This window comes from Methylocystis sp., from assembly GCF_050251305.1.
Classification (GTDB): domain Bacteria; phylum Pseudomonadota; class Alphaproteobacteria; order Rhizobiales; family Beijerinckiaceae; genus Methylocystis.
Window position 1 is genome coordinate 1 of sequence record NZ_JBFWNB010000046.1, and the last position, 20,313, is coordinate 20,313.

Below are 20,313 nucleotides of genomic sequence, written 5' to 3' on the forward strand. Positions count from 1 at the left end.
CCGCCTCCTTCCCGTCGACGAGGCGATGGTCATAGGACAGCGCAAGATACATCAACGGCCGCGATTCGATATTGCCGTCGACGACCACGGGGCGCTCCTAGAACTTGTGCATGCCGAGAATGCCGGATTGCGGCGCATTCAGGATCGGCGTCGACATTAGCGAGCCATAGACGCCGCCGTTGGAAATCGTGAACGTTCCGCCCTGCAGATCGGCGATGTCGAGCGCGCCGTCCCGCGCCCTGCGGCCGAGTTCGGCGATGGCCTTCTCGATCTCGGCGATCGACAGACGGTCTGCGTCCCGCACCACCGGCACGACCAGGCCCTTGTCCGTGCCGACCGCGACGCCGATGTGGCAGAAGCGCTTGTAGATGACGTCGGTCCCGTCGATCTCCGCGTTGACGCTTGGAATCTCTTCCAAAGCCTGGCAGCAGGCCTTCACGAAAAATCCCATGAAGCCGAGCTTCACGCCATATCGCTTCTCGAAGGCGTCCTTGTAGCGTTTGCGCAATTCGATGAGCGCCGACATGTCGACTTCGTTGAACGTCGTCAGCATGGCGGCGGTGTTTTGCGCTTCCTTGAGCCGCCGCGCAATCGTCTGGCGCAGGCGCGACATCTTCACGCGTTCTTCGCGGTGCGCGTCTTCTTGAGACACGGGCGCGCGCGGCGGCGTCTCGACTCGCGGCGCGTCCTGCGCCGGAAACTCCGGCGCGCGGGCCTCTTGAGCGGGCTGCGCCGCCTGGCGGGCGGCGAATTGAACGACGTCCGATTTCAGCGCCTGGCCGCGCTTGCCGCTGCCGGGAACCTGGGCAATGTCGATCCCCTGTTCGATGGCGATCTTGGCCGCCGAAGGCGAAGGCGGCATCGCCGTTGCGGCGGCGGCCGGCGCGCCCGCCGCCGGCTTGGGCGCGGGCGCGGCTTGCGCCGGGGCCGGCTTGGGCGGCGCCGAGGACTTTGTCGCCGCCTCGCCGCTCTTCGCGGGCGCCGTCGCGCCCTCGGCGATCTGTCCGAGCAGCGCGCCCGGCGCAACGGTTTCGCCTTCCTTGGCGACGATTTCCGAGAGCACTCCGGCCGCCGGAGCGTTGACTTCGAGCGTGACCTTGTCCGTTTCGAGTTCGGCGAGAGCTTCGTCGGCGCGCACCGCGTCGCCCGCCTTCTTGAACCAGCGGCCGATGGTCGCTTCAGTCACCGATTCGCCCAGGGTCGGCACGCGAATTTCAGCCATCGGCTCTCTCTTTGCTGGCGTCGCGCTTAAGGCGCGAACGCTTCGTCCAGGAACATTTTAAGCTGCGCAAGATGGCGCGACATCGTGCCCGCCGCCGTCGACGCCGAGGCGGCGCGGCCGATGTAGCGGGCGCGCTTCGAGGCGCCGCCGATCTGCGTCAACACCCATTCGAGATAGGATTCGACGAAGGACCAGGCGCCCATGTTCTTTGGCTCTTCCTGGCACCACGCCACATCGGCGTCTTTGAAGCGGCCCAGCGCGGTGACGAGCCCTTTCAGCGGGAACGGATAGAGCTGCTCGACGCGCAGGAGATAGACATCGTCGACGCCGCGCTTCTCGCGCTCCTCCAGGAGATCGTAATAGACCTTGCCCGAACACAGGATCACGCGGCGAATCTTCTCGTCCGGCTGAAGAACGAACGTCTCGGTCGGCGCCGTTTCCGCGTCGTCGAGCAGCAGCCGCTGGAAGCTCGAGGCCATGCCCATCTCGCCGAGCCGCGAGACGGCGCGCTTGTGGCGCAGCAGCGATTTCGGCGTCATCAGCACCAGAGGCTTGCGGAAGCTTCGGTGCAGCTGCCGGCGAAGGATATGGAAATAATTCGCCGGCGTCGTGCAATTGGCGACCTGCATATTGTCTTCGGCGCAAAGCTGCAGATAGCGCTCGAGCCGCGCGGAGGAATGTTCCGGCCCCTGGCCTTCATAGCCATGCGGCAGCAGGCAGACGAGGCCGGACATGCGCAACCATTTGCGCTCGGCCGAGGAAATGAACTGGTCAAACACCACCTGCGCGCCATTGGCGAAATCGCCGAACTGCGCCTCCCACATGACCAGCGCGTCGGGCTCGGCGAGCGAATAGCCATATTCGAAGCCGAGCACCGCCTCTTCCGAGAGCATGGAGTTAACGACTTCGTAACGGCCCTGCCCCTCCGCGATGTGATTGAAGGGCAGATAGCGCGCCTCATTTTCCTGATCGATCAGCACGCTGTGACGCTGCGAGAAGGTGCCGCGCTCGCTGTCCTGTCCGGAGAGCCGCACATTGTAGCCCTCATAGAGCAGCGAACTGATCGCCAGCGCTTCGGCCGTCGCCCAGTCGATCGGCCCGCCCTGCTCGATCGCCGACCTGCGATTATCGAGAAAGCGCTGGATCGTTCGATGCAGATGAAAATCCGGCGGCGTCGACGTGATTTCTTCGCCGATGTGCTGCAACGTCTCCAGCGCAACGCCGGTTTGACCGCGACGCTCATTCTCCGAGAGCTGCCAGCCGGACTTCTTTCCGGCCCAGCGGCCGTCGAGCCAATCCGCCTTGTTCGGCTTGTAGCTCTGGCCGGCGTCGAACTCCTCATTGAGCCGCGTGCGCCAGTCTTCCTTCATGCGGTCGACGTCGGCGCGCGAGATCACGCCTTCGGCGATCAGCCGATCCGCATAGATGTCGAGCGTCGTGCGGTGCGCCCGTATCTTTTTATACATCAGCGGCTGGGTGAAGCCCGGCTCGTCGCCCTCATTGTGGCCGAAGCGGCGATAACACCACATGTCGATGACGACGGGTTTCTGGAACTGCTGACGGAATTCGGCGGCGACGCGCGCCGCGAAGACGGCCGCCTCCGGATCGTCGCCGTTCACATGAAGAATCGGCGCCTCGACCATCTTCGCGACGTCGGACGGATAGGGCGACGATCGCGAGTAACGCGGATAGGTCGTGAAGCCGATCTGATTGTTGATGATGAAGTGGATCGAACCGCCGGTCCGATGCCCCTTCAATCCGGAAAGCCCAAAACATTCCGCGACGACGCCCTGGCCGGCGAAGGCCGCGTCGCCGTGAATGAGCAGCGGCATCACCGAGCGGCGATCGACGTCGCCGCAATGATGCTGATCCTGCTTCGCGCGCACTTTGCCGAGCACGACGGGATCGACAATTTCAAGATGCGACGGATTGGCGGTGAGCGAGAGATGCACCTTGTTGTCATCGAACACGCGATCCGACGACGCGCCAAGATGATATTTGACGTCGCCGGACCCTTCGACTTCATCCGGCAGAAAGGAGCCGCCCTTGAACTCGTGAAACAGCGCGCGATGCGGCTTCGCCATCACCTGCGACAGCACATTGAGACGGCCGCGATGGGCCATGCCGAGCACGATTTCCTGAACGCCGAGCGCGCCGCCGCGCTTGATGATCTGCTCCATCGCCGGAACGATCGATTCGGCGCCGTCGAGACCGAACCGCTTGGTGCCGGTGTATTTGACGTCGAGGAACTTCTCGAAACCTTCAGCTTCGACCAGCTTGTTGAGAATCGCGCGCTTGCCTTCCTGCGTGAAGACGATCTCCTTCTTCGGGCCTTCGATGCGCGCCTGCAGCCAGCCCTTCTCCTCCGGATTGGAGATGTGCATGAATTCGAAGCCGATCGCGCCGCAATAGGTGCGGCGCAGGATCGTGACGATTTCGAACAGCGTGGCGTAGCGCATGCCCAGCACGCCATCGAGGAAGATTTGGCGCTCGTAGTCCTCGTCGGTGAACCCATAGGTCTGCGGATTGAGCTCGCCGTGATCGTGGCGCTGCTCCAGTCCGAGCGGATCGAGATGGGCGTGCAGATGGCCGCGCATGCGATAGGCGCGGATCATCATCAGGGCGCGCACGGAATCGCGCGTCGCCCGCAACACCTCTTCGCCTGTGGGCGCGGGCGCGGCGGGAGAGCCGGCTGGCGCGTCAACAGGCGCCGGCGCCTCGCCGACGAGCGCGTTCACCCATTCGCCGTTTTCCGGCTGCGGCCAGTCGCGCCGCGCCCAGCTCGGCCCGGCGGCGACGTTTTCCTGCGGCCTCAAGCCCATCTCGGCGAAGAACGCGCGCCACTCAGGACTGACCGAGGACGGGTCCGCCTCATAAGCCGACAGCAGGCTTTCCAGATAGCTGGCGTTCGCGCCCTGCAGAAAGGATGTCGAAGCGAGGAAATCGTTTTGCGGCGAGCGCGGAACCGCCGGCGCGGCTGGCCCGGCGCCGCCATTGCTTTCAAAACGCGCCATCTCAATCTTTCCCAAAAGCGCCGACGCTCTGCGGCGTCGACGACTTTCGAAGCGTTGAGCAGACTAGGCGTTAGCCCTTCAGCGCTTCGACCAATGTCTTTCCGAGCCTTGCAGGCGACGGCGACACTTTGATGCCCGCTGACTCCATGGCTGCGATTTTACTTTCTGCGTCGCCTTTTCCGCCCGAAACGATTGCGCCCGCATGGCCCATTCGACGTCCGGGAGGCGCGGTGCGGCCGGCAATGAACCCGACCATCGGCTTCGAGCGTCCGCGCTTCGCCTCGTCTTTCAAGAATTGGGCCGCGTCTTCCTCCGCCGATCCGCCGATCTCGCCGATCATAATGATCGACTTAGTCGCGTCGTCAGCGAGAAACAACTCCAGCACTTCTATAAAGTCCGTGCCTTTCACGGGGTCGCCGCCGATGCCGACCGCCGTCGTCTGACCCAGGCCTTCGCGAGTCGTCTGAAACACCGCCTCATAGGTCAGCGTGCCGGAGCGCGACACCACGCCGACGGAGCCCGGCGAAAAGATGTTGCCGGGCATAATGCCGATTTTGCTCTCGCCCGCAGTCACGACGCCGGGGCAGTTGGGGCCAATGAGGCGCGATCTGGAGCCGCAAAGCGCGCGCTTGACGCGGATCATGTCCTGCACCGGAACGCCTTCGGTGATGCAGACGATGAGCGGAATTTCCGCGTCGATCGCCTCGCAGATGGCGTCGGCCGCGCCGGGCGGCGGCACGTAGACGACCGAGGCGTCGGCGCCGGTCTTTTCACGCGCTTCGGCAACCGTGTCGAAGACGGGAAGATCGAGGTGGACCGAACCTCCTTTGCCGGGAGAGACGCCGCCGACCATTTTCGTCCCGTAGTCGAGCGCCTGAACGGAGTGGAAGGTGGCGGTCTTGCCAGTGAAGCCTTGAGTGATGACTTTGGTGTTCTTGTCGATCAGCACGGACATGAAGCGGAAATCCTGAAGCAAGCGAAAATCGCGCGCGCCCTTACGCGCCCTTGGATGAAGCGAAAAACTGGGGGCCGCCGCCCGTCTCGCCCGCGCGGAACCTATTGACAAAAGCTCAGCCGCACAAGGCGGCAGAGGGGCCTGCGACAGGCCGCCGCGATCTTGATCGCGGCCGCGCCCGACGTCGCCCCTTTGTGACGCAGCCAGCCTTTACATTGGATGAACCAAAGCCTGGCTGGCGGGCGTCGCGCATTATTTCAGCTTCGCGTCCCAGGTCGGCGAATCCGGTTGGCTGAAATCGAGGTCCCAATCGAAATTTCGAATGAGATTATAGCCGATTAGGAAGTGAACGTTGCGGCCGAGGGCGGCGCGCAACGCGCCGAAGTCATAGGACATCGCATAGATGTCGCGTAGAACCAGGCCGTCGCCAAGGTCCAGCGACTTGATCTTGTAGAATTTCAGCGAAATGCGCTTGCCGCCGACGAGGCTTGCCTTGGCCTTGGCGTTGACGGCGGCGAACAGTCGCTTATGCCTACGAACGAAACGCTGGTCGACTGCGGAAATTTCCGCGCCTGAATCGAACAGGCCGACGGCGGGCGTCCGGCCGAAACGAAGGTCGAGCCCGACGAGTCTCTGGCCGGGCCCCAATCGCCGAAACGGTCTGGGACGGCCGCGGCCAAGCGCATCGCCGAAGAAGATGAGTTCGTGGCGTTCGATGTCGAGGCTGAAGCGCGCGCCCCTGAAAAAATCGATTCCCAGGAGGTCGTCATCGCCGCCCGCCGGACAGCGCGTGAGCTCGTAATTCTTGCGCGCGATGTTGTTGCCCTGGTCGGCGACGAGTTCGACTTGCGGCGCCGCGACGTCCTGGCACTGCATCGTCGCGCCCGACGCCCCGGTCGAGACGCTTTCGCCGAGAGTCGGGAAGTCCTTGTTCCAGGACGCAAGCCTGATGCGGGTGCTGGAGGCTCCCGTATCGAGCCGCATCTTTCCCAGAACGCTGCCGATGCGGACCGGCAGGTAAATGCGTCCGCCGACCAATTGATCCTCGGTTACGGTCAGCGGAATGACGGAACGGCTCTTCTCCGCGCCGGCGGCGGCCTGTGAGAAGAACAGCGCGACGATGATGAAAAGCGCCGCCGATCCAAAAAACTTCATGCGCCCTTTTCCGCTCCCAAATGCGCCGTCAGCCACCAGCAAACGCGTCCTGAGCTTCCTGCGCAAGCGCCGCGCCTTGCCGGATCGTCGAAGCGGTCGTTGATCAGCGCGGGATCAAAATGGCGCGGCACGGCGCGCTCGCCTTCATCGGCGCGGTTAACGCGCGGCCGCGCCGTCCTTCCCGCCGTCTTCCGTGACGCCGTCCTCCGAAGGCGCGTTCGCCGGCTTGGCGGACGCGGCGGCGCACCGCTGCGCTCGGCATGCAGGGCAAACGACGCGCCATCCGTAATAATAGACGCCGATCCCCGCTAGCAGCCCGACCCAGCCAAGCAGCGTCCCGCCCCAGAAAAAATTAGCGACAATCATCGTGGCGAGGCCCGCGGCCATGAAGGCGAGGCTCTTTACGTAATCGGACATAAGGGCATCCTTTCCTAAGATGGAGGTGGGAAGCCGGAGACAGGGGCGCAATGCGACGCTATGTTGCGTGGGCGAAGAGCGGCGCTGATCCAGCACATTATGATCCTATACTGCGCGCCCTGTAATCGACAGGCCCGCGCAGACTCGTCCATATGATGGCTTCGCCGATGCGCCCGTCACGCGCCGCGCGCGCCATGAAAAAGGGGTTTCCCATGATTGCCCGCAAGCTTGGCGCGAACGGCCCCGTTGTGTCGGCCATCGGTCTCGGCTGCATGGGCATGTCCGATCTTTACGGCGCGTCGGATCGCGCGGAGAGCGTGGCCACCATCCACGCCGCTTTGGACGCCGGCGTGACGCTGCTGGACACCGGCGACTTCTACGGCATGGGCGACAATGAGATGCTGATCGCCGAGGCCTTGCGCGGCCGCCCGCGCGACGCCGTTTTTCTCAGCGTCAAATTCGGCGCCCAGCGCGATCCCCGGGGGAACTGGATCGGCTTCGACGGGCGGCCGTCCGCCGTGAAGACGTCGCTCGCCTATAGCCTGAAGCGGCTTGGCGTCGATTATCTCGACATCTATCGCCCGGCGCGGCGCGACCCGAATGTGCCGATCGAGGAAACGGTCGGCGCGATGGCCGACATGATCAAGGCGGGATACGTCCGCTACATCGGGCTTTCCGAAGTCGGGCCTGAGACGATCCGCCGGGCGGCGGCCGTGCATCCGATCGCCGATCTGCAGATCGAATATTCCCTGATTTCGCGCGGCATTGAGAATTCGATCCTGCCGACGTGCCGCGAACTCGGCGTCGGCCTCACCGCCTATGGCGTCCTGTCGCGCGGACTGATCAGCGGCCATTGGCGCGCCGGCGCGCAGTCGCAAGCGGGAGATTTCCGCGCAACCGTGCCGCGCTTCCAGGGGGGCAATCTGGACAAGAATTTGGCGCTCGTCGATGAGATCAAGCGCGTCGCCGACGCAAAAGGCGCGACCGTGGCGCAGGTCGCCATCGCCTGGGCGCTGTCGCGCGGCGACGATATCGTCCCGCTGATCGGCGCAAGGCGCCGCGACAGGCTCGCCGAGTCGCTTGGCGCGCTCGACGTGACGCTCGATCGCGCGGACCTCGCGGCCCTGGAGAAAATCGCCGCCGCCGTCGCCGGAGAGCGCTACGCCGAGGCGCAGATGGCGCATCTCGACAGCGAAGGGCGTCACTGACGCCCGGAGTCGCGGCCGCGCGGGCGTGGCGCGCCCGTCTCCCGCGCTTGCCCTTTGGCCCGCCTTCCCCTAAAAGCCGCCATTCCCCGGACGGTCCCGCCGCCCGGGGACATCATACGTGGCGGGTCCGCCCTGACGCCATCGGGGGGCTCCGGACCGGACCACGAACTGCAACCGGCGCCGACGCGAAGGAAATCGCGGCGGGCGCCTATCGTTGGAGATAGCAAATGGCGAAAAAAATCGCCGGCTACATCAAGCTGCAAGTGCCGGCCGGCGCGGCCAATCCGTCGCCGCCGATCGGACCCGCGCTCGGCCAGCGCGGCCTCAACATCATGGAGTTCTGCAAGGCGTTCAACGCCAAGACGGGACAGATGGAGAAGGGCATGCCCATCCCCGTCGTCATCACCGCCTATCAGGACCGTTCCTTCACCTTCGAGATGAAGCAACCGCCGGTCAGCTACTTCCTCAAGAAGGCCGTGGGCCTCAAGATCGGCAAGAAGCCCGCCTCCGGCTCCAAGACGCCGGGGCGCAACGTCGTGGGCAAGGTGACCAAGGCGCAGATCCGCGAAATCGCGGAAAAGAAAATGCCCGACCTCAACTGCGCCACGGTCGAATCCGCAATGTCGATGATCGAAGGCTCCGCCCGCGCGATGGGCCTCCAGGTGGTGGAGTAAGACCATGGCGCATGTCGGAAAACGCATTGCAAAGTCCCGCGAGGGCATCGAACGCACGAAACTCTATGCGGTCGACGAGGCGGTGAAGCTCGTGCGCGAGCGCGCCAAGGCCAAATTCGACGAATCCGTCGAAATCGCCATGAATCTCGGCGTCGATCCCAAACACGCCGATCAGATGGTGCGCGGCGTCGTCAATCTGCCGAACGGCACCGGCCGCACGCTGCGCGTCGCGGTCTTCGCCCGCGGCCCCAAGGCCGATGAAGCCAAGGCGGCGGGCGCCGATATCGTCGGCGCCGAGGATCTGGTCACGACGGTCCAGGGCGGCACGATCGAATTCGACCGCTGCATCGCGACGCCGGATCTCATGCCGCTCGTCGGCCGCCTCGGCAAGGTGCTCGGCCCCCGCGGTCTGATGCCGAACCCGAAGGTCGGCACGGTGACGATGGACGTCGCCGGCGCAGTGAAGGCCAGCAAGGGCGGCGCGGTCGAGTTTCGCGTCGAGAAGGCCGGCATCGTCCAGGGCACGGTCGGCAAGGCCTCGTTCGACGAGGGCAAGCTCGTCGAGAACATCAAGGCCTTCGTCGACGCCGTCGCCAAGGCGAAGCCGCAGGGCGCCAAGGGCACCTACATCCAGCGCGTCGCTCTGAGCTCGACTCAGGGACCAGGCGTGAAGGTCGACGTGTCGAGCCTCGGCGCCGCCCCGCACTGAGCGGAGGCGCCGAGGGCGAAAACGGCCGCGAATGAATGAAAAACCCCTGGCGCGCGCCAGGGGTTTTTTCGTGACGGGAGACGCGCGGCTTCTTGTATCCGCCGCCGCACGGCGTGCGGCGCTGGCGATACCCTCGGAGCGCGCCTAAAAGGTCACTTTCGACGCGAGATAAAAGCTGCGGCCGGGGTTGGGATAGCCGTCCGTCACCGTATAGAGCTGGTCGAAGAGATTGCGCACGCCGACCTGGAACTTGATGTTGTCGGTCGGCTGATAGTCCACGTTCAAATTCGTCAGGAGATAGGGGTTGGTACGGTAATATACCAAGCCATTCGAGACGCTGGTCCATCGACTGGTCGCCATCTCGATGTTCGGCATAATGGTCAGCTGCCGGATCGGACGATAGCCGGCGTAGAAAATAAGCTTTGCGTCGGGCACGCCGATTGGCTGGAGCGTGACGATTCCGGTGACATTGGTTCCCGAGAAGCTGAATGCAGTCGGCGCATTCAGGCGTCGCCGGATCAGCGTGAGATTGCCGCCGAGCGAAAAATCTTCACGGACGAAGTAATCGGCTGATATTTCCGCGCCCCAAAAGCGGGCGCTGCCGACATTCTGTTGCTGCGTGGTCGGGACGCCGTCAGGCCCGATGACGGGAACGCCCTGGATGAATTTGTCGACCAGGCTGTAGAAGAGGTCAACTGAGACGCGGCTGCCGGGGGCGAAGACGCTCGACCAGCCGAGATCGAAATTGGTGGCGCGTTCGGGCTTCAGTCCGGGATTGGACGTCTGGCCGCCAAAACGCGAGCTGAATCGTTCGAACAGCGTCGGGTAGCGGGTTCGGCTCGAAACGTTGAAATAAAGGCGATCTTGGTCGGTATAATGCCAGATCGCGGCGCCTTGATAATTGGGCGCCTGCACGTCCTTGGGCGTATATCGGAAGAAGCCGCGATCCGTCGTAAACTCATCGGCCTGTCGCAAATGCCGCCAATCGTAGCTGAAGCCGGCGACGAGATCGATATCGTTGCGCGGATGAAATGTGTTTTCGACCGCGACCGAATAAGTGTCCTCCTGACTTGTCTGAAGAGGTTCGAACAAGCAAGGGACGCCGGTGAAGCATCCGCCCCGCGCGCCCGAAATGCCGAAAGTATTCCGTCCGAAACCTTGCTGCTGTTCGCTATGATTGTCGAAGCGATAGAAGAACAGCGCTTTCAGCGTGTCGATGTCGCCGAATTGATGGCCCGCCTCGACCTCGGCGCCGAGAGAATAATCCATATAGGGGCTGATGAAGGAGCGCTGCAGCGATTGAGTGATGAACGACTGGTTGTCATAGGCGGTGAGACCATTGTCGAATTTGGTCCAGTAGCCGCGCGTCTTGACATAGGAGGCGTCGCCAAGCTGGGTCTTGGATAGGAAATAGAGATTCTGCACCCGCCAGTAAGGCCATCTCCAGAAGCGTTGGCTCGAAAGCGGATCGGTCGTATGTAGCGGCGCTCCCTTCTGTCCTTCCTGGCGGTTGAAGCTCAGCGAATATTCGTCCGTCGCATTGGGCGTAACGCCAACCTTGGCGCTGACGTTAAAGTCGCGTGAATAAGATTGGCCACGCATGCCCCAGCCTTGCGTCAGCGTCGATCTATAGCTTGCGGGCAGCATCCACCCGTCCATGGTTTGAAAGATGCCGCTGAGCTGCGCGTAATAGAGATCCCTCTTCGTTCCGGCGTAGGCATAGGCGCGCGGTCCCAGGAACGTGCCGTCGCGGCCGAATTCTAACTTCGCCCTTCCTTCCAACTCCAGTTCGCGAGAGGGCTTGCGCGTGACGAGATTGATCTGGCCGCCCATGCCGCCCGGCCCGTCGAGCACCGAGACATAGCCCTTGGCGATCTGGACTTCGGCGATATCGGCGGTCAGAAAACGCGCGAAGTCGAGCCGGTTGTCGGCCGGCAGATAGACGCGCACGCCGTCGATGGTGAGGGGCACCTGCCAGCGGTCAAATCCGCGCACATAGATATTCTGCTCGTTGCGCGTGCCGCCCACAAGTTGGCTGTTCACGCCTGGCGCGAGATTGACCGCGGAGTCCAGCGTATCGCGAGAGAACATCTCCATCTGCCGGTTGGTGATTGTGTAGCCGCCGAAGTCGTCGGTGTGCTGTTTGGGCGTCGGACCATTGTCGGCTTGCGCCGCAGACGGCGTCGGGGCCGCAGGCGATGCGTCCTGACCGTCGCCATCGCCATTGCCGGGTTGAGCGGATCTCGTCGGAACGCCGAGCCGACGCGCGCCGACTTTGATCTCGCCGAGTTCGAAGGCCTTGGGCGCACGCACTTCGATTGGCGGCAGCGCGGTCTGCGCGCTGACAGGCGCTGAGAGCGCGAGAAGAACGCCGCCTGAGATCGCCGTCGTAGTCAGCAGCCTGGTCATCATAGCCCCCTTGGACGTCAGAGAGAGTTGAGGAAAGCGAGCAGCGCGTCGCGCTGGCGTTCGGGAAGACGGCGGAAGGCGTCGGCGGCGGCTTGCGCCTCGCCGCCGTGCCAGAGGATCGCCTCGGCGGGCGTGCGCGCCCTGCCGTCATGCAGAAAATTGGCGCCGTCGCCGCTCTTGCCGGCGAGGCCCAGTCCCCAGAGCGGCGGCGTCCGCCAGTCGCGCGGACCAGCTTCGAAGTCCTCGCGGCGATCCGCGAGCGCGTCGCCCATGTCGTGCAGCAGAAGGTCGGTGTAGGGATGGATCTCGACGCCGTTGAGCGCCGGCTGCGGGGGGAAGTCCGCAATGTGCAGCGCGTCGCGATGGCAGTCCGAGCAGCCGATCCGATGAAACAGGCCTTCGCCGTCCGTGACGCGCGCATCTTCAAGATTGCGCCGGGCCGGAGGCGCCAGCGCGCGCACATAGCCCACGACCGCGTCGAGCTGCGCGTCGGTCAGTTCCGGCGGCGAAGCGGCGCGCCGGCAGCCGCTTTGAGTCTCGGCGCAGTTCTCCGCAGGAAACAGCGACGAGGTGATCCCAATGTCTTCGACGAAGGCGTTGGCGATCTGCTGCCTGAGGCTGGGCTGATTGGCCTTGAGTCCGAACCGGCCGAGCGTTGTTCCGCCGGTCTCGACGTTGAACACGAAATTCGCCCTGCCCTTGCCGGAGAGAATTTCGGCTTCGCCGACGGCCTCGAGCAAACCCAGCCCAAAAACAGGCGGGGCGTTGCGTAGCGACGTCTTCGTCCCGGGCCCGAGCGGGCCATAAGCGAGATGGCGAAAGGAGAGCGTCGGCCGACGCAGCGTTATTTTCCCGCCGTCGGGAAAAGCCACGTCGAATTCGTCGTATTCGACGACCGCCTGGCCTTCGCCCGCGACGCCGGCGACGCCTTCTGGATTGAGCTGAGCGCCGTAATCAGGATGGACGCGCGGTCCGCCATGCGCATCCTTTCCCTCGACGCTCAGCCTCGCCGCCATCGTGCGCGCGACGCCATTCTCGCTGTCTGGCGCAACGCCCCGCCCATTCTTGACATGGCAGGCGATACAGGAAAGTCGATTGTAGAGAGGGCCGAGACCGACGAAGTCGGGATGGTCCTGCGACGGCCCAATGACCCAGGCTTGGCGGAAAATGCCGCCGCCCTTGCGAAAGCTCGCGGCGTATTCGCCGTCCAATCCCTCGATCGGCCGGGTGAAGGCCTCGCTCTCGGGACCGCTCGCCGTGTAACGCGCGGCGCCCCCCAATATGATTGCGCAGAGAAGGAGGCCGACGCGTTTCATGGCGCCGCGTCCAGACCCGCGAGAAGGTCGCGCGCCTTTCGCCGCGCGGCGGCGATCGCCTCGCGCCATTGCGCGATCTGCTGCGGATCAATCGCGTCGCGCCGCGAGAAGCGCTCCAGGAAGGCTGTCGTCCGCGCGTCGCTTTCGGAGACCGGCACGAAGGACGCGAGCCGCTTCGACTCGTCGACGACCGCCCGCGCCTTTGCGTCGGCGGCGAACTTGTTCTCGGCGTCGTGAATCTTCCTCCACAGTTCGGCGTTTTCCGCGTGGCCTTCGACAATCGCGAGATCGAACAGCAGCGTGACCAGCGGCGGCCGCCGGCGGCCGATCTCGGCGTCGTAATCGAGGATCGTCGACGCCGGCAGCGCAAAGGGATTCACCAACCCTTCCGGCGCATTCTGATAGGCGTCGGGTCGCGCCGGATGGCGGCGGCTGTCGCGCTCCATCAACAGTTGCTGGCCGTCCTTCGACAGCAGGAAGTCGACGAAGGCCTGCGCGGCGACGACGTGTTTCGAGCCGGCGGCCATCGCGACATGGGCCGGCAGGAACGCGGTGCGTTCGGGATAAATCATCTCGACCGGCGCGCCATTCGCCCTGGCGATCTCGGCGATGAAATCGATTGTGAGCGCGAGCGCGGCCTTGCCTTCGCGCACGGCGCCGGTCGGCGCGAATCCGGACTCGAGCAGGGTCGCTTCGCCGGCCATCTCGCTGAGGAGGCGCCAGCCCGCGTCCCAGCCTTCGCTCTGCAGGAGGATGTCGTAGAGGGCGGGCGAAAAGCCGACCTTGCTGGCGATCGGCATCGCGGTCCGGCGCGCATATTGGGGCGCCGCGAGATCGCGCCAGGCGCGCGGCGCCGAAAGCTTCGCTTCCGCAAGCGCCGCCGGATTGGCGACGACCCCGTAGCCGGCGACGTCATAGGCTTCGTAGAAGCCCGCCGGATCGGACAATTGCTGGACGCCCAACCGTCCGGGATTGGCGGCGCGGTCGACCGAGATCTTGCGAAAGGCGCCGCTGTCGCGAAGCCGCGCAAAATTCGCGGGCGCCGGCGCCCAATAGACATCCGCGCCGCCCTGTTCCGGCTTGCTCAGTTCGGCCAGCGCGTCGCGGGACTGTTTCCAGACGAATTGGACGTGAATCTGCGGATGGCGGCGCTCGAACTCCCGCTCGTAGCGGGTCGTCAGTTCTTCCGGAAAGCTTGTGACGACGATGATCGTCCCATTGTCCGCCGCGCCGGCCGACGAGAGCGATATAATACTGAAAACGCTGATGAATGCAGCGAGAGCGACAGCGCGGATCATGGGCGGCGGCTACCGTTATGTAGTTAGCTTACATAAAGCTTGACTACAAACCACCGTCATAAAAGTCAACAACGGAACGATATGCCAAAATTACAAGTATTAATGTATGTGATATATATGTCACACGCATCAATATGGCGTCAGACAATATTACGTATATATGATACAAATAACGCTATTTCAATATGATATAGCGCGATGCGCGCGGACGGCGGCGGCCCTCTGGACGTCTTTACTACATTTTGATGAATCCTTTACACGGCATGTAGTAAAATTCACACAAGACGCGCAAAACCCCCGATGTCTCCTCGCCTTAGCCTTCGCCCCCTGAAAGGGAGAATCGACTGCAGGCGGCCAGTGCGGCCGCGGAAGACGAGGGCGCCCAGGCGAGGCGTCCCGCGCCCGTCGCGCCCGCCGAAGCCGGTTGCGTCGCGCCCATCGACCCTGTATCCGGGCAAGGAGGCGGGGCGCTGAAATGGCGGACAGCAAAATCGATGCTTCACTGGCGCTGCGCAGCGAGGGCCGACTCCTCGTCGGCCGCGACCGCGTCAAGCTGTTGGAGGCGGTCGCCGCCCACGGCAGCATCACCAAAGCGGCGAAGGCCGTCGGCTTCAGCTACAAGGCCGCGTGGGATGCGGTGAACGCCATCAACAACCTGCTGCCGACGCCGGCCTTTCTCACCAAGGCGGGCGGCCGCAGCGGCGGCGGCGCCGAGGTGACCGAAGAAGGCCGGCGGTTGATCGCCACTTTCCACCGCCTCGAAGAAAAGCTGGCGCGCATATCGGAGACGATCGCCGAAGAGGGTCTCGCAGGCGCCGAAGACTTCCTGCTCTGGACCGCCGGCATGACGATTTCGGCGCGCAATGTCTTTCGAGCCGAGATCACCCAGGTCAAGAGATGGCCGGTCGACGTCGAAGTGACGCTGCGCGTGTCGGAGAAGGATACGATCCTGGCGATCGTCACCAATGAATCGGCGGAGCGGCTGGGCCTGTCCCGGGGGCGCAAGGCTCTGGCGCTGATCAAGGCGTCCTTCGTGAGCCTGGCGCCCGCGGTGGACGCGACGCCGCTGCAGCGCAATTGTTTTCGCGGCGTCGTCACGCAGCGGGTCGACGCCGAACGCAACAGCGAAATCCTGCTCGACATCGGATTCGGCAAGACGATGACCGCTGTGACCTCCCGCCACCACGTCGAAGACCTGGGATTGAAGGAAGGCGACGTCGCCCTGGCGACCTTCGACGCCGCCGACGTCATTCTGGCGGTGGAATAGCGGCGTCCCGAGACGCTCGCGGCCAGCGCAACTGGATATGGACGCGAATCCGCAATAGTCTCTTCGCCGCGCTTCGGCGGAAGCGCAGACGAAGGAGCGACCTATGAAACGAATTTATTTCATCGCCGCAGCCGGTTTGGCTTTCTACGCCACGAACGTCGTCGCCGAAACGAAGAAGCCGACGTCGAACTGGACATGCGAGGAATTTCTGGCGGTCGACGACCAATTTCAGCCGAAAGTCATCTATTGGTCTTCGGCGCAAAGCAAGAAGGGCAAACCGCACGGCGCGACGGTCGACATCGAAGGCACTGAAAAGGTCATTCCGATGGTGATCGACAACTGCAAGAAGGCGCCGCAAGCGTCCTATTGGGACAAGCTCAAGGACGCCTGGAAGAAAGTCGAAGACGACGCAAAGGCGCTTGGCAAGAAGCTGTGACGTCCATCCTGCGCCGCCCTTTGGAAGGGGTGAACAATGCTTGAAACGATCGCCGTCATCCTGATCATCATGTGGCTGCTCGGGCTCGTGTCTTCGTATACGCTCGGCGGCTTCATCCATATCCTGCTTGTCATCGCGATCGTCGTGATCCTTCTGCGCGTCATACGCGGACGCAGCATCCTTTAGCGACGGCCGTGCGCCTCAGGCGCGCGATTGACGCGCGACCGAGGCGGGACGCGAGCGCAACGCCGTTCGCTAGCTTCCCCGTCTCGGAGCGTCTTTCGCCGAACGCGCGCCAGATGGGATGATCGCCCGCGCCAGGGCGCGCCGCGATTTTTCCTGAGCGGAAGCTTGCTCGTTTCAGTCGATCTATGAGAAGACTGACGCTCACAGTCTTGGGAAAACGAATTTGGCCGGTGTCGATGTCGTGGTCGCCTAAAAGCGCAACAAGCAAGCTGTTTCGCATTCTTTTCATCAACGTCAGCCTCCTCCTTGGACTCTTCATCGTCGCGGAGATCGTTCTTCATCTCGTCTACAAGGGCGGCAATCCGTTCCTTGCGCCCGCAAGAAACGAGTTGCGCGTGCGCGATGCGCATTTCACCCATGGCCTTAAGCCCAATTTCGACGGCTTCGACGCCTGGGGCTCGAATACGGTTCGCATTTATACGAATTCGCTTGGCTTTCGAGACGCCGCCGTGCGCGACGTGCCGATGACGACGGACCGCAAGCGCGTCGTCTTTATCGGCGACTCCTTCACGGAAAGTCTCGGCGTCCCTTACGAAGAGTCCTTCGTCGGGCGCTTCGCGCAGGCGTTTCCCGCGATCGACGTGCTGAATGCCGGCGTCTCGAGTTACGCGCCGTCCGTCTACTACGAGAAGCTGAAATATTTTCTCGACGCCGGCCTCAAATTCGATGAGGCCGTGGTCTATATCGACATCTCCGACATCCAGGACGAAGCCATTCTCTATTCCTACGCCCCGGATGGCGTATTGCAGATGGGCTTGTTTCAGACCGGCGCCGAAGAATGTTCGCCGGTGCCGCGTCCGCCGCTGCCGCGCGCTGAGCGGCGGTGGTGGGAAAAGGTCTCCTATATCGGCGAGTTTCTTGGACAGATGCGCTATTCGGCGCAATTGGCGCGCGCCATCGAGCGGGCGAGCTTCGACGACCTGTCAAAATCGCGCGCCGTTTACAGTCGCGACTATGCACGCCCGAGCTGGACCTATAGCGACGATTCGCGGTGCTATGGCGACTTGGGGATTGAAGCCTCGATCGACAAAGCCAAAAGGCAAATGGATCGCCTGCACGAACTTCTGTCGTCGCACGGCGTCACCCTGTCCGTCGGAGTCTATCCTTGGCCGCAACAGCTCCTTTACGACGGCGAAAATTCGCGGCAAGCGCGCCTTTGGCGAGACTGGTGCGCCGGCAAATGCCGGAAATTCTTCGACCATTTTCCCGACTTTTTTCGATATAAGGCGGGCGATACTGACGCGATCAGATCGTTGTATTTCTGGGGCGACTTCCACTTCAACACTCGGGGCAACGCGCTTTTGGCGCAAGGGCTCATCAAGAATTACGAATGAGCCGCGCAACCATGCCGCAGGCTGCGCAATAACCTATAGAAAAATAGGCTGAATTCATCGCCCTCAGCGCCGGAATGCGGCGCGGCCGACGGCTTGATACCTGCCGCAATATCCATTAATTTGCGCCGTCAACCGAAGCGATGCGGGAAGCTTTGGAAGGACGCGAAGTTTTTTTGTTCGCGCCCATTGGGAAGGCTGTCCGTCAGAGCGGCCTTTGGGGGGTCTCATCTGAATGTCGCATGAGGACTTTTCGAGAGACCGTTCGGCCGCCATGGGATCCGATCGGTCGTTCGGACTGGTGATCGCCGCGGCGATCGCCATCATCAGCGCGCTGCCGCTTTGGCGCGGCGAGACGCCGCATTACTGGGGGCTCGCCGCTGCACTCGGTTTCGCCGCGGCAGCGCTCCTTGCGCCCGCCAAACTGCGGACGCTCAACCGGCTTTGGCACCAGCTCGGCCTGGCGCTGCACAAGATCACCAACCCGATCATCATGGGCGTCCTGTTCTTTGGCGTGATCCTCCCGATCGCAATCGTCTTCAGATTGCGCCGCGTCGATCCGCTCAAACTTTCGTTCGACAAGAATGCGACGACCTACTGGACCATGCGCGATACGCCGGAGGCGGCGAGCGACATGAGCAAGCAATTCTGAGGAGAGGGATCAATGAGTTTTCTGCTCGAACTTTGGGATTACCTGAAGACCCGCAAAAAATATTGGATGGCGCCCGTGCTGGTCATCATGCTGCTGATCGGCGCCCTGATCGTTCTGCAAGGAACCGCAGTCGCTCCGTTCATCTATACGCTGTTCTAAAGCGCGATGCGGATACTTGGCATCTCCGCCTTCTACCACGACAGCGCAGCCGCCGTGGTGGAGGATGGCGAAATCGTCGCCGCCGCTCAGGAAGAGCGGTTCTCGCGCAAGAAGCACGATTCGCGCTTCCCGCGTCACGCGATCGACTATTGTCTTGAGGCGGCACGCGCGACGCCTCAGGACATAGATTTCGTCGCCTTCTACGATAAGCCGTTCGTCAAGTTCGAGCGGCTGCTCGAGACATACGTCGCCTTCGCGCCGCGAGGCTTCCAGTCCTTCAAGATGGCGCTGCCGCTCTGGCTGCGCGAAAAGCTTTTTCAGAAGTCGCTGCTGCTGAAGGAGATGAAGGCCTATTCGGTGGATGTCGACTGGGCGACCAGGCTGCTGTTCGCCGAACATCATTTCAGTCACGCCGCCAGCGCGTTCTATCCTTCCCCGTTCAAGGATGCGATCGTTCTGACGATGGACGGAGTCGGCGAGTGGGCGACGACGTCGGTCGCCTTCGGCGCCGGCAATGAATTGTCGATGCAGCGCGAATTGCGCTTTCCGCATTCGCTTGGCCTGCTTTATTCGGCCTTCACCTATTACACCGGATTCAAAGTGAACTCCGGCGAATACAAGCTGATGGGGCTCGCGCCCTATGGCGAGCCGAAATACGCCGATCTGATCCTGGACCGCCTGATCGACCTCAAGCAGGACGGCACCTTCAGGCTCGACCAGTCATATTTCGACTATTGCACCGGATTGCGGATGACCAACGCGAAGTTCGACGAACTTTTCGGCGGTCCTGCGCGCAAGCCGGAAGAGCTGCTGACGCAAAATCACATGGATATCGCCGCCTCGATCCAGGCGGTCACCGAGGAGATCGTCCTCAGACTCACCCGCTCGCTGGCGCGAGAGACGGGTGCGAAGAATCTCTGCCTCGCCGGCGGCGTGGCGCTGAACTGCGTCGCGAACGGGAAACTCCTCCGCGACGGCAGTTTCGAGCAGATCTGGGTTCAGCCCGCGGCCGGCGACGCCGGCGGCGCGCTCGGCGCGGCGCTCGCGGCCTATTACGGCTACAAGAAAAACCCCCGAAGCCTCAACGGCGGGGGCGACGCCATGCATGGCTCCTATCTCGGGCCATCCTTCTCGCAAGCCGAAATCGAGCGTCGATTGCAGGGGGCGGGCGCCAAATTCGCGACAATGTCCGACGCCGATGTGATCGAAGCGACCGCGCGGGATTTGGCCGACGAGAAAGCCATCGGCGGGTTTCAAGGCCGAATGGAGTTTGGACCCCGCGCGCTCGGCGGACGGTCGATCCTTGGCGATCCGCGTTCCGCTTCGATGCAGAAGACGCTCAATCTGAAGATCAAATATCGCGAGTCGTTCCGTCCCTTCGCTCCGTCGATCTTGCGGGAAGACGTGGCCGACTGGTTCGAGCTCGACGGCGATTCCCCGTACATGCTGCTCGTCGCCGACGTCGCCCAAAAGCATCGTCATGCGATGACGGCCGAGCAGCAGGCGCTGTTTGGCATCGACAAGTTGAATGTTCCGCGCAGCTCCATTCCGGCGGTGACGCACGTCGACTATTCGGCTCGAATCCAGACCGTGCACGAAAACACCAACCCGCGGTATTATGCGCTGCTTTCGGCGTTCAAGCGCATGACCGGCTGCCCGGTGCTGGTCAACACGAGCTTCAATGTGCGCGGCGAACCCATCGTCTGCACGCCAGAAGACGCTTTCAGCTGCTTCATGGGCACGGAGATGGACACGCTCGTGATCGGCAATTGTTATCTGCGAAAGGAGGACCAGGACGCATCGCTCAAGCGCGATTACAAAGAGCAGTTCGAACTCGATTGATGC

17 protein-coding genes and 1 pseudogene are annotated in these 20,313 nt (G+C 63.0%); 10 read left to right on the forward strand and 8 right to left on the reverse strand.

What is annotated here, in order from left to right; translation table 11 throughout:
• The 5 genes and pseudogenes from odhB to AB7F41_RS13595 all read right to left on the reverse strand — a co-directional run.
• A pseudogene (gene odhB / locus AB7F41_RS13575) lies at nucleotides 1-1,222 on the reverse strand (2-oxoglutarate dehydrogenase complex dihydrolipoyllysine-residue succinyltransferase); the annotation flags it as partial.
• A 26-nt stretch (nucleotides 1,223-1,248) separates the two neighbouring features.
• Nucleotides 1,249-4,236 carry a 2-oxoglutarate dehydrogenase E1 component gene (locus AB7F41_RS13580; RefSeq protein ID WP_428383384.1) on the reverse strand — a complete coding sequence of 996 codons (2,988 nt, stop codon included), beginning with the start codon at nucleotides 4,234-4,236 and terminating at the stop codon, nucleotides 1,249-1,251.
• 70 nt (nucleotides 4,237-4,306) lie between these two features.
• Nucleotides 4,307-5,191: a succinate--CoA ligase subunit alpha gene (sucD, locus tag AB7F41_RS13585; RefSeq protein ID WP_428383383.1), complete on the reverse strand. Its 885-nt coding sequence runs from the start codon at nucleotides 5,189-5,191 to the stop codon at nucleotides 4,307-4,309.
• Between the two features lie 252 nt (nucleotides 5,192-5,443).
• A complete protein-coding gene (locus AB7F41_RS13590) occupies nucleotides 5,444-6,346 on the reverse strand; it encodes an aspartyl protease family protein (protein ID WP_428383381.1) in 903 nt (300 codons plus the stop codon).
• A gap of 156 nt (nucleotides 6,347-6,502) precedes the next feature.
• Nucleotides 6,503-6,763: a hypothetical protein gene (locus AB7F41_RS13595; RefSeq protein ID WP_428383379.1), complete on the reverse strand. Its 261-nt coding sequence runs from the start codon at nucleotides 6,761-6,763 to the stop codon at nucleotides 6,503-6,505.
• Between the two features lie 212 nt (nucleotides 6,764-6,975).
• Here AB7F41_RS13595 and AB7F41_RS13600 point away from each other — a divergent pair, with 212 nt between their 5' ends.
• The 3 genes from AB7F41_RS13600 (at nucleotide 6,976) to rplA (ending at nucleotide 9,354) form a co-directional block, all read left to right on the forward strand.
• On the forward strand, nucleotides 6,976-7,971 hold the full coding sequence (locus tag AB7F41_RS13600) for an aldo/keto reductase (protein ID WP_428406620.1): 996 nt from the start codon (nucleotides 6,976-6,978) through the stop codon (nucleotides 7,969-7,971).
• Nucleotides 7,972-8,198: 227 nt separating this feature from the next.
• Complete coding sequence (rplK, locus tag AB7F41_RS13605; protein WP_428385918.1) at nucleotides 8,199-8,645, forward strand: 50S ribosomal protein L11; 447 nt, start codon at nucleotides 8,199-8,201, stop codon at nucleotides 8,643-8,645.
• 4 nt (nucleotides 8,646-8,649) lie between these two features.
• Nucleotides 8,650-9,354 carry a 50S ribosomal protein L1 gene (gene rplA, locus AB7F41_RS13610; protein WP_428385917.1) on the forward strand — a complete coding sequence of 235 codons (705 nt, stop codon included), beginning with the start codon at nucleotides 8,650-8,652 and terminating at the stop codon, nucleotides 9,352-9,354.
• Nucleotides 9,355-9,498: 144 nt separating this feature from the next.
• Here the strand turns inward: rplA and AB7F41_RS13615 are convergent, their stop codons facing one another.
• From AB7F41_RS13615 to AB7F41_RS13625, 3 genes are read right to left on the reverse strand one after another with little or no spacing between them, the layout of a single operon-like run.
• Entirely contained in the window at nucleotides 9,499-11,763 is a 2,265-nt protein-coding gene (locus AB7F41_RS13615; protein ID WP_428385915.1) for a TonB-dependent receptor plug domain-containing protein, read from the reverse strand.
• A gap of 17 nt (nucleotides 11,764-11,780) precedes the next feature.
• Complete coding sequence (locus tag AB7F41_RS13620; RefSeq protein WP_428385913.1) at nucleotides 11,781-13,079, reverse strand: di-heme oxidoredictase family protein; 1,299 nt, start codon at nucleotides 13,077-13,079, stop codon at nucleotides 11,781-11,783.
• On the reverse strand, nucleotides 13,076-14,377 hold the full coding sequence (locus AB7F41_RS13625) for an ABC transporter substrate-binding protein (RefSeq protein WP_428385911.1): 1,302 nt from the start codon (nucleotides 14,375-14,377) through the stop codon (nucleotides 13,076-13,078). Before AB7F41_RS13625 ends, AB7F41_RS13620 begins: the two co-directional genes overlap by 4 nt.
• Nucleotides 14,378-14,852: 475 nt before the next feature.
• On the opposite strand from AB7F41_RS13625, the gene AB7F41_RS13630 reads away from it, so the two are divergent.
• The 7 genes from AB7F41_RS13630 to AB7F41_RS13660 all read left to right on the forward strand — a co-directional run bounded on the left by AB7F41_RS13630 (nucleotide 14,853) and on the right by AB7F41_RS13660 (nucleotide 20,310).
• Complete coding sequence (locus tag AB7F41_RS13630) at nucleotides 14,853-15,644, forward strand: TOBE domain-containing protein (RefSeq protein WP_428385908.1); 792 nt, start codon at nucleotides 14,853-14,855, stop codon at nucleotides 15,642-15,644.
• 103 nt (nucleotides 15,645-15,747) lie between these two features.
• Nucleotides 15,748-16,080 (forward strand): acid-activated periplasmic chaperone HdeA, encoded by a 333-nt coding sequence (gene hdeA / locus AB7F41_RS13635; protein ID WP_428385906.1) that lies wholly within the window; start codon nucleotides 15,748-15,750, stop codon nucleotides 16,078-16,080.
• 36 nt (nucleotides 16,081-16,116) lie between these two features.
• Nucleotides 16,117-16,266 (forward strand): lmo0937 family membrane protein, encoded by a 150-nt coding sequence (locus AB7F41_RS13640; protein WP_428385904.1) that lies wholly within the window; start codon nucleotides 16,117-16,119, stop codon nucleotides 16,264-16,266.
• A 236-nt stretch (nucleotides 16,267-16,502) separates the two neighbouring features.
• Complete coding sequence (locus AB7F41_RS13645; protein ID WP_428406621.1) at nucleotides 16,503-17,660, forward strand: SGNH/GDSL hydrolase family protein; 1,158 nt, start codon at nucleotides 16,503-16,505, stop codon at nucleotides 17,658-17,660.
• A 232-nt stretch (nucleotides 17,661-17,892) separates the two neighbouring features.
• The gene (locus AB7F41_RS13650) at nucleotides 17,893-18,309 is read left to right on the forward strand and encodes an SxtJ family membrane protein (RefSeq protein WP_428385329.1); all 417 of its coding nucleotides are present in this window, start codon (nucleotides 17,893-17,895) and stop codon (nucleotides 18,307-18,309) included.
• Between the two features lie 12 nt (nucleotides 18,310-18,321).
• Nucleotides 18,322-18,468 (forward strand): DUF5989 family protein, encoded by a 147-nt coding sequence (locus AB7F41_RS13655; protein ID WP_409980301.1) that lies wholly within the window; start codon nucleotides 18,322-18,324, stop codon nucleotides 18,466-18,468.
• Nucleotides 18,469-18,474: 6 nt separating this feature from the next.
• Complete coding sequence (locus AB7F41_RS13660; RefSeq protein ID WP_428406622.1) at nucleotides 18,475-20,310, forward strand: carbamoyltransferase family protein; 1,836 nt, start codon at nucleotides 18,475-18,477, stop codon at nucleotides 20,308-20,310.
• The last annotated feature ends 3 nt before the right edge of the window (nucleotides 20,311-20,313 follow it).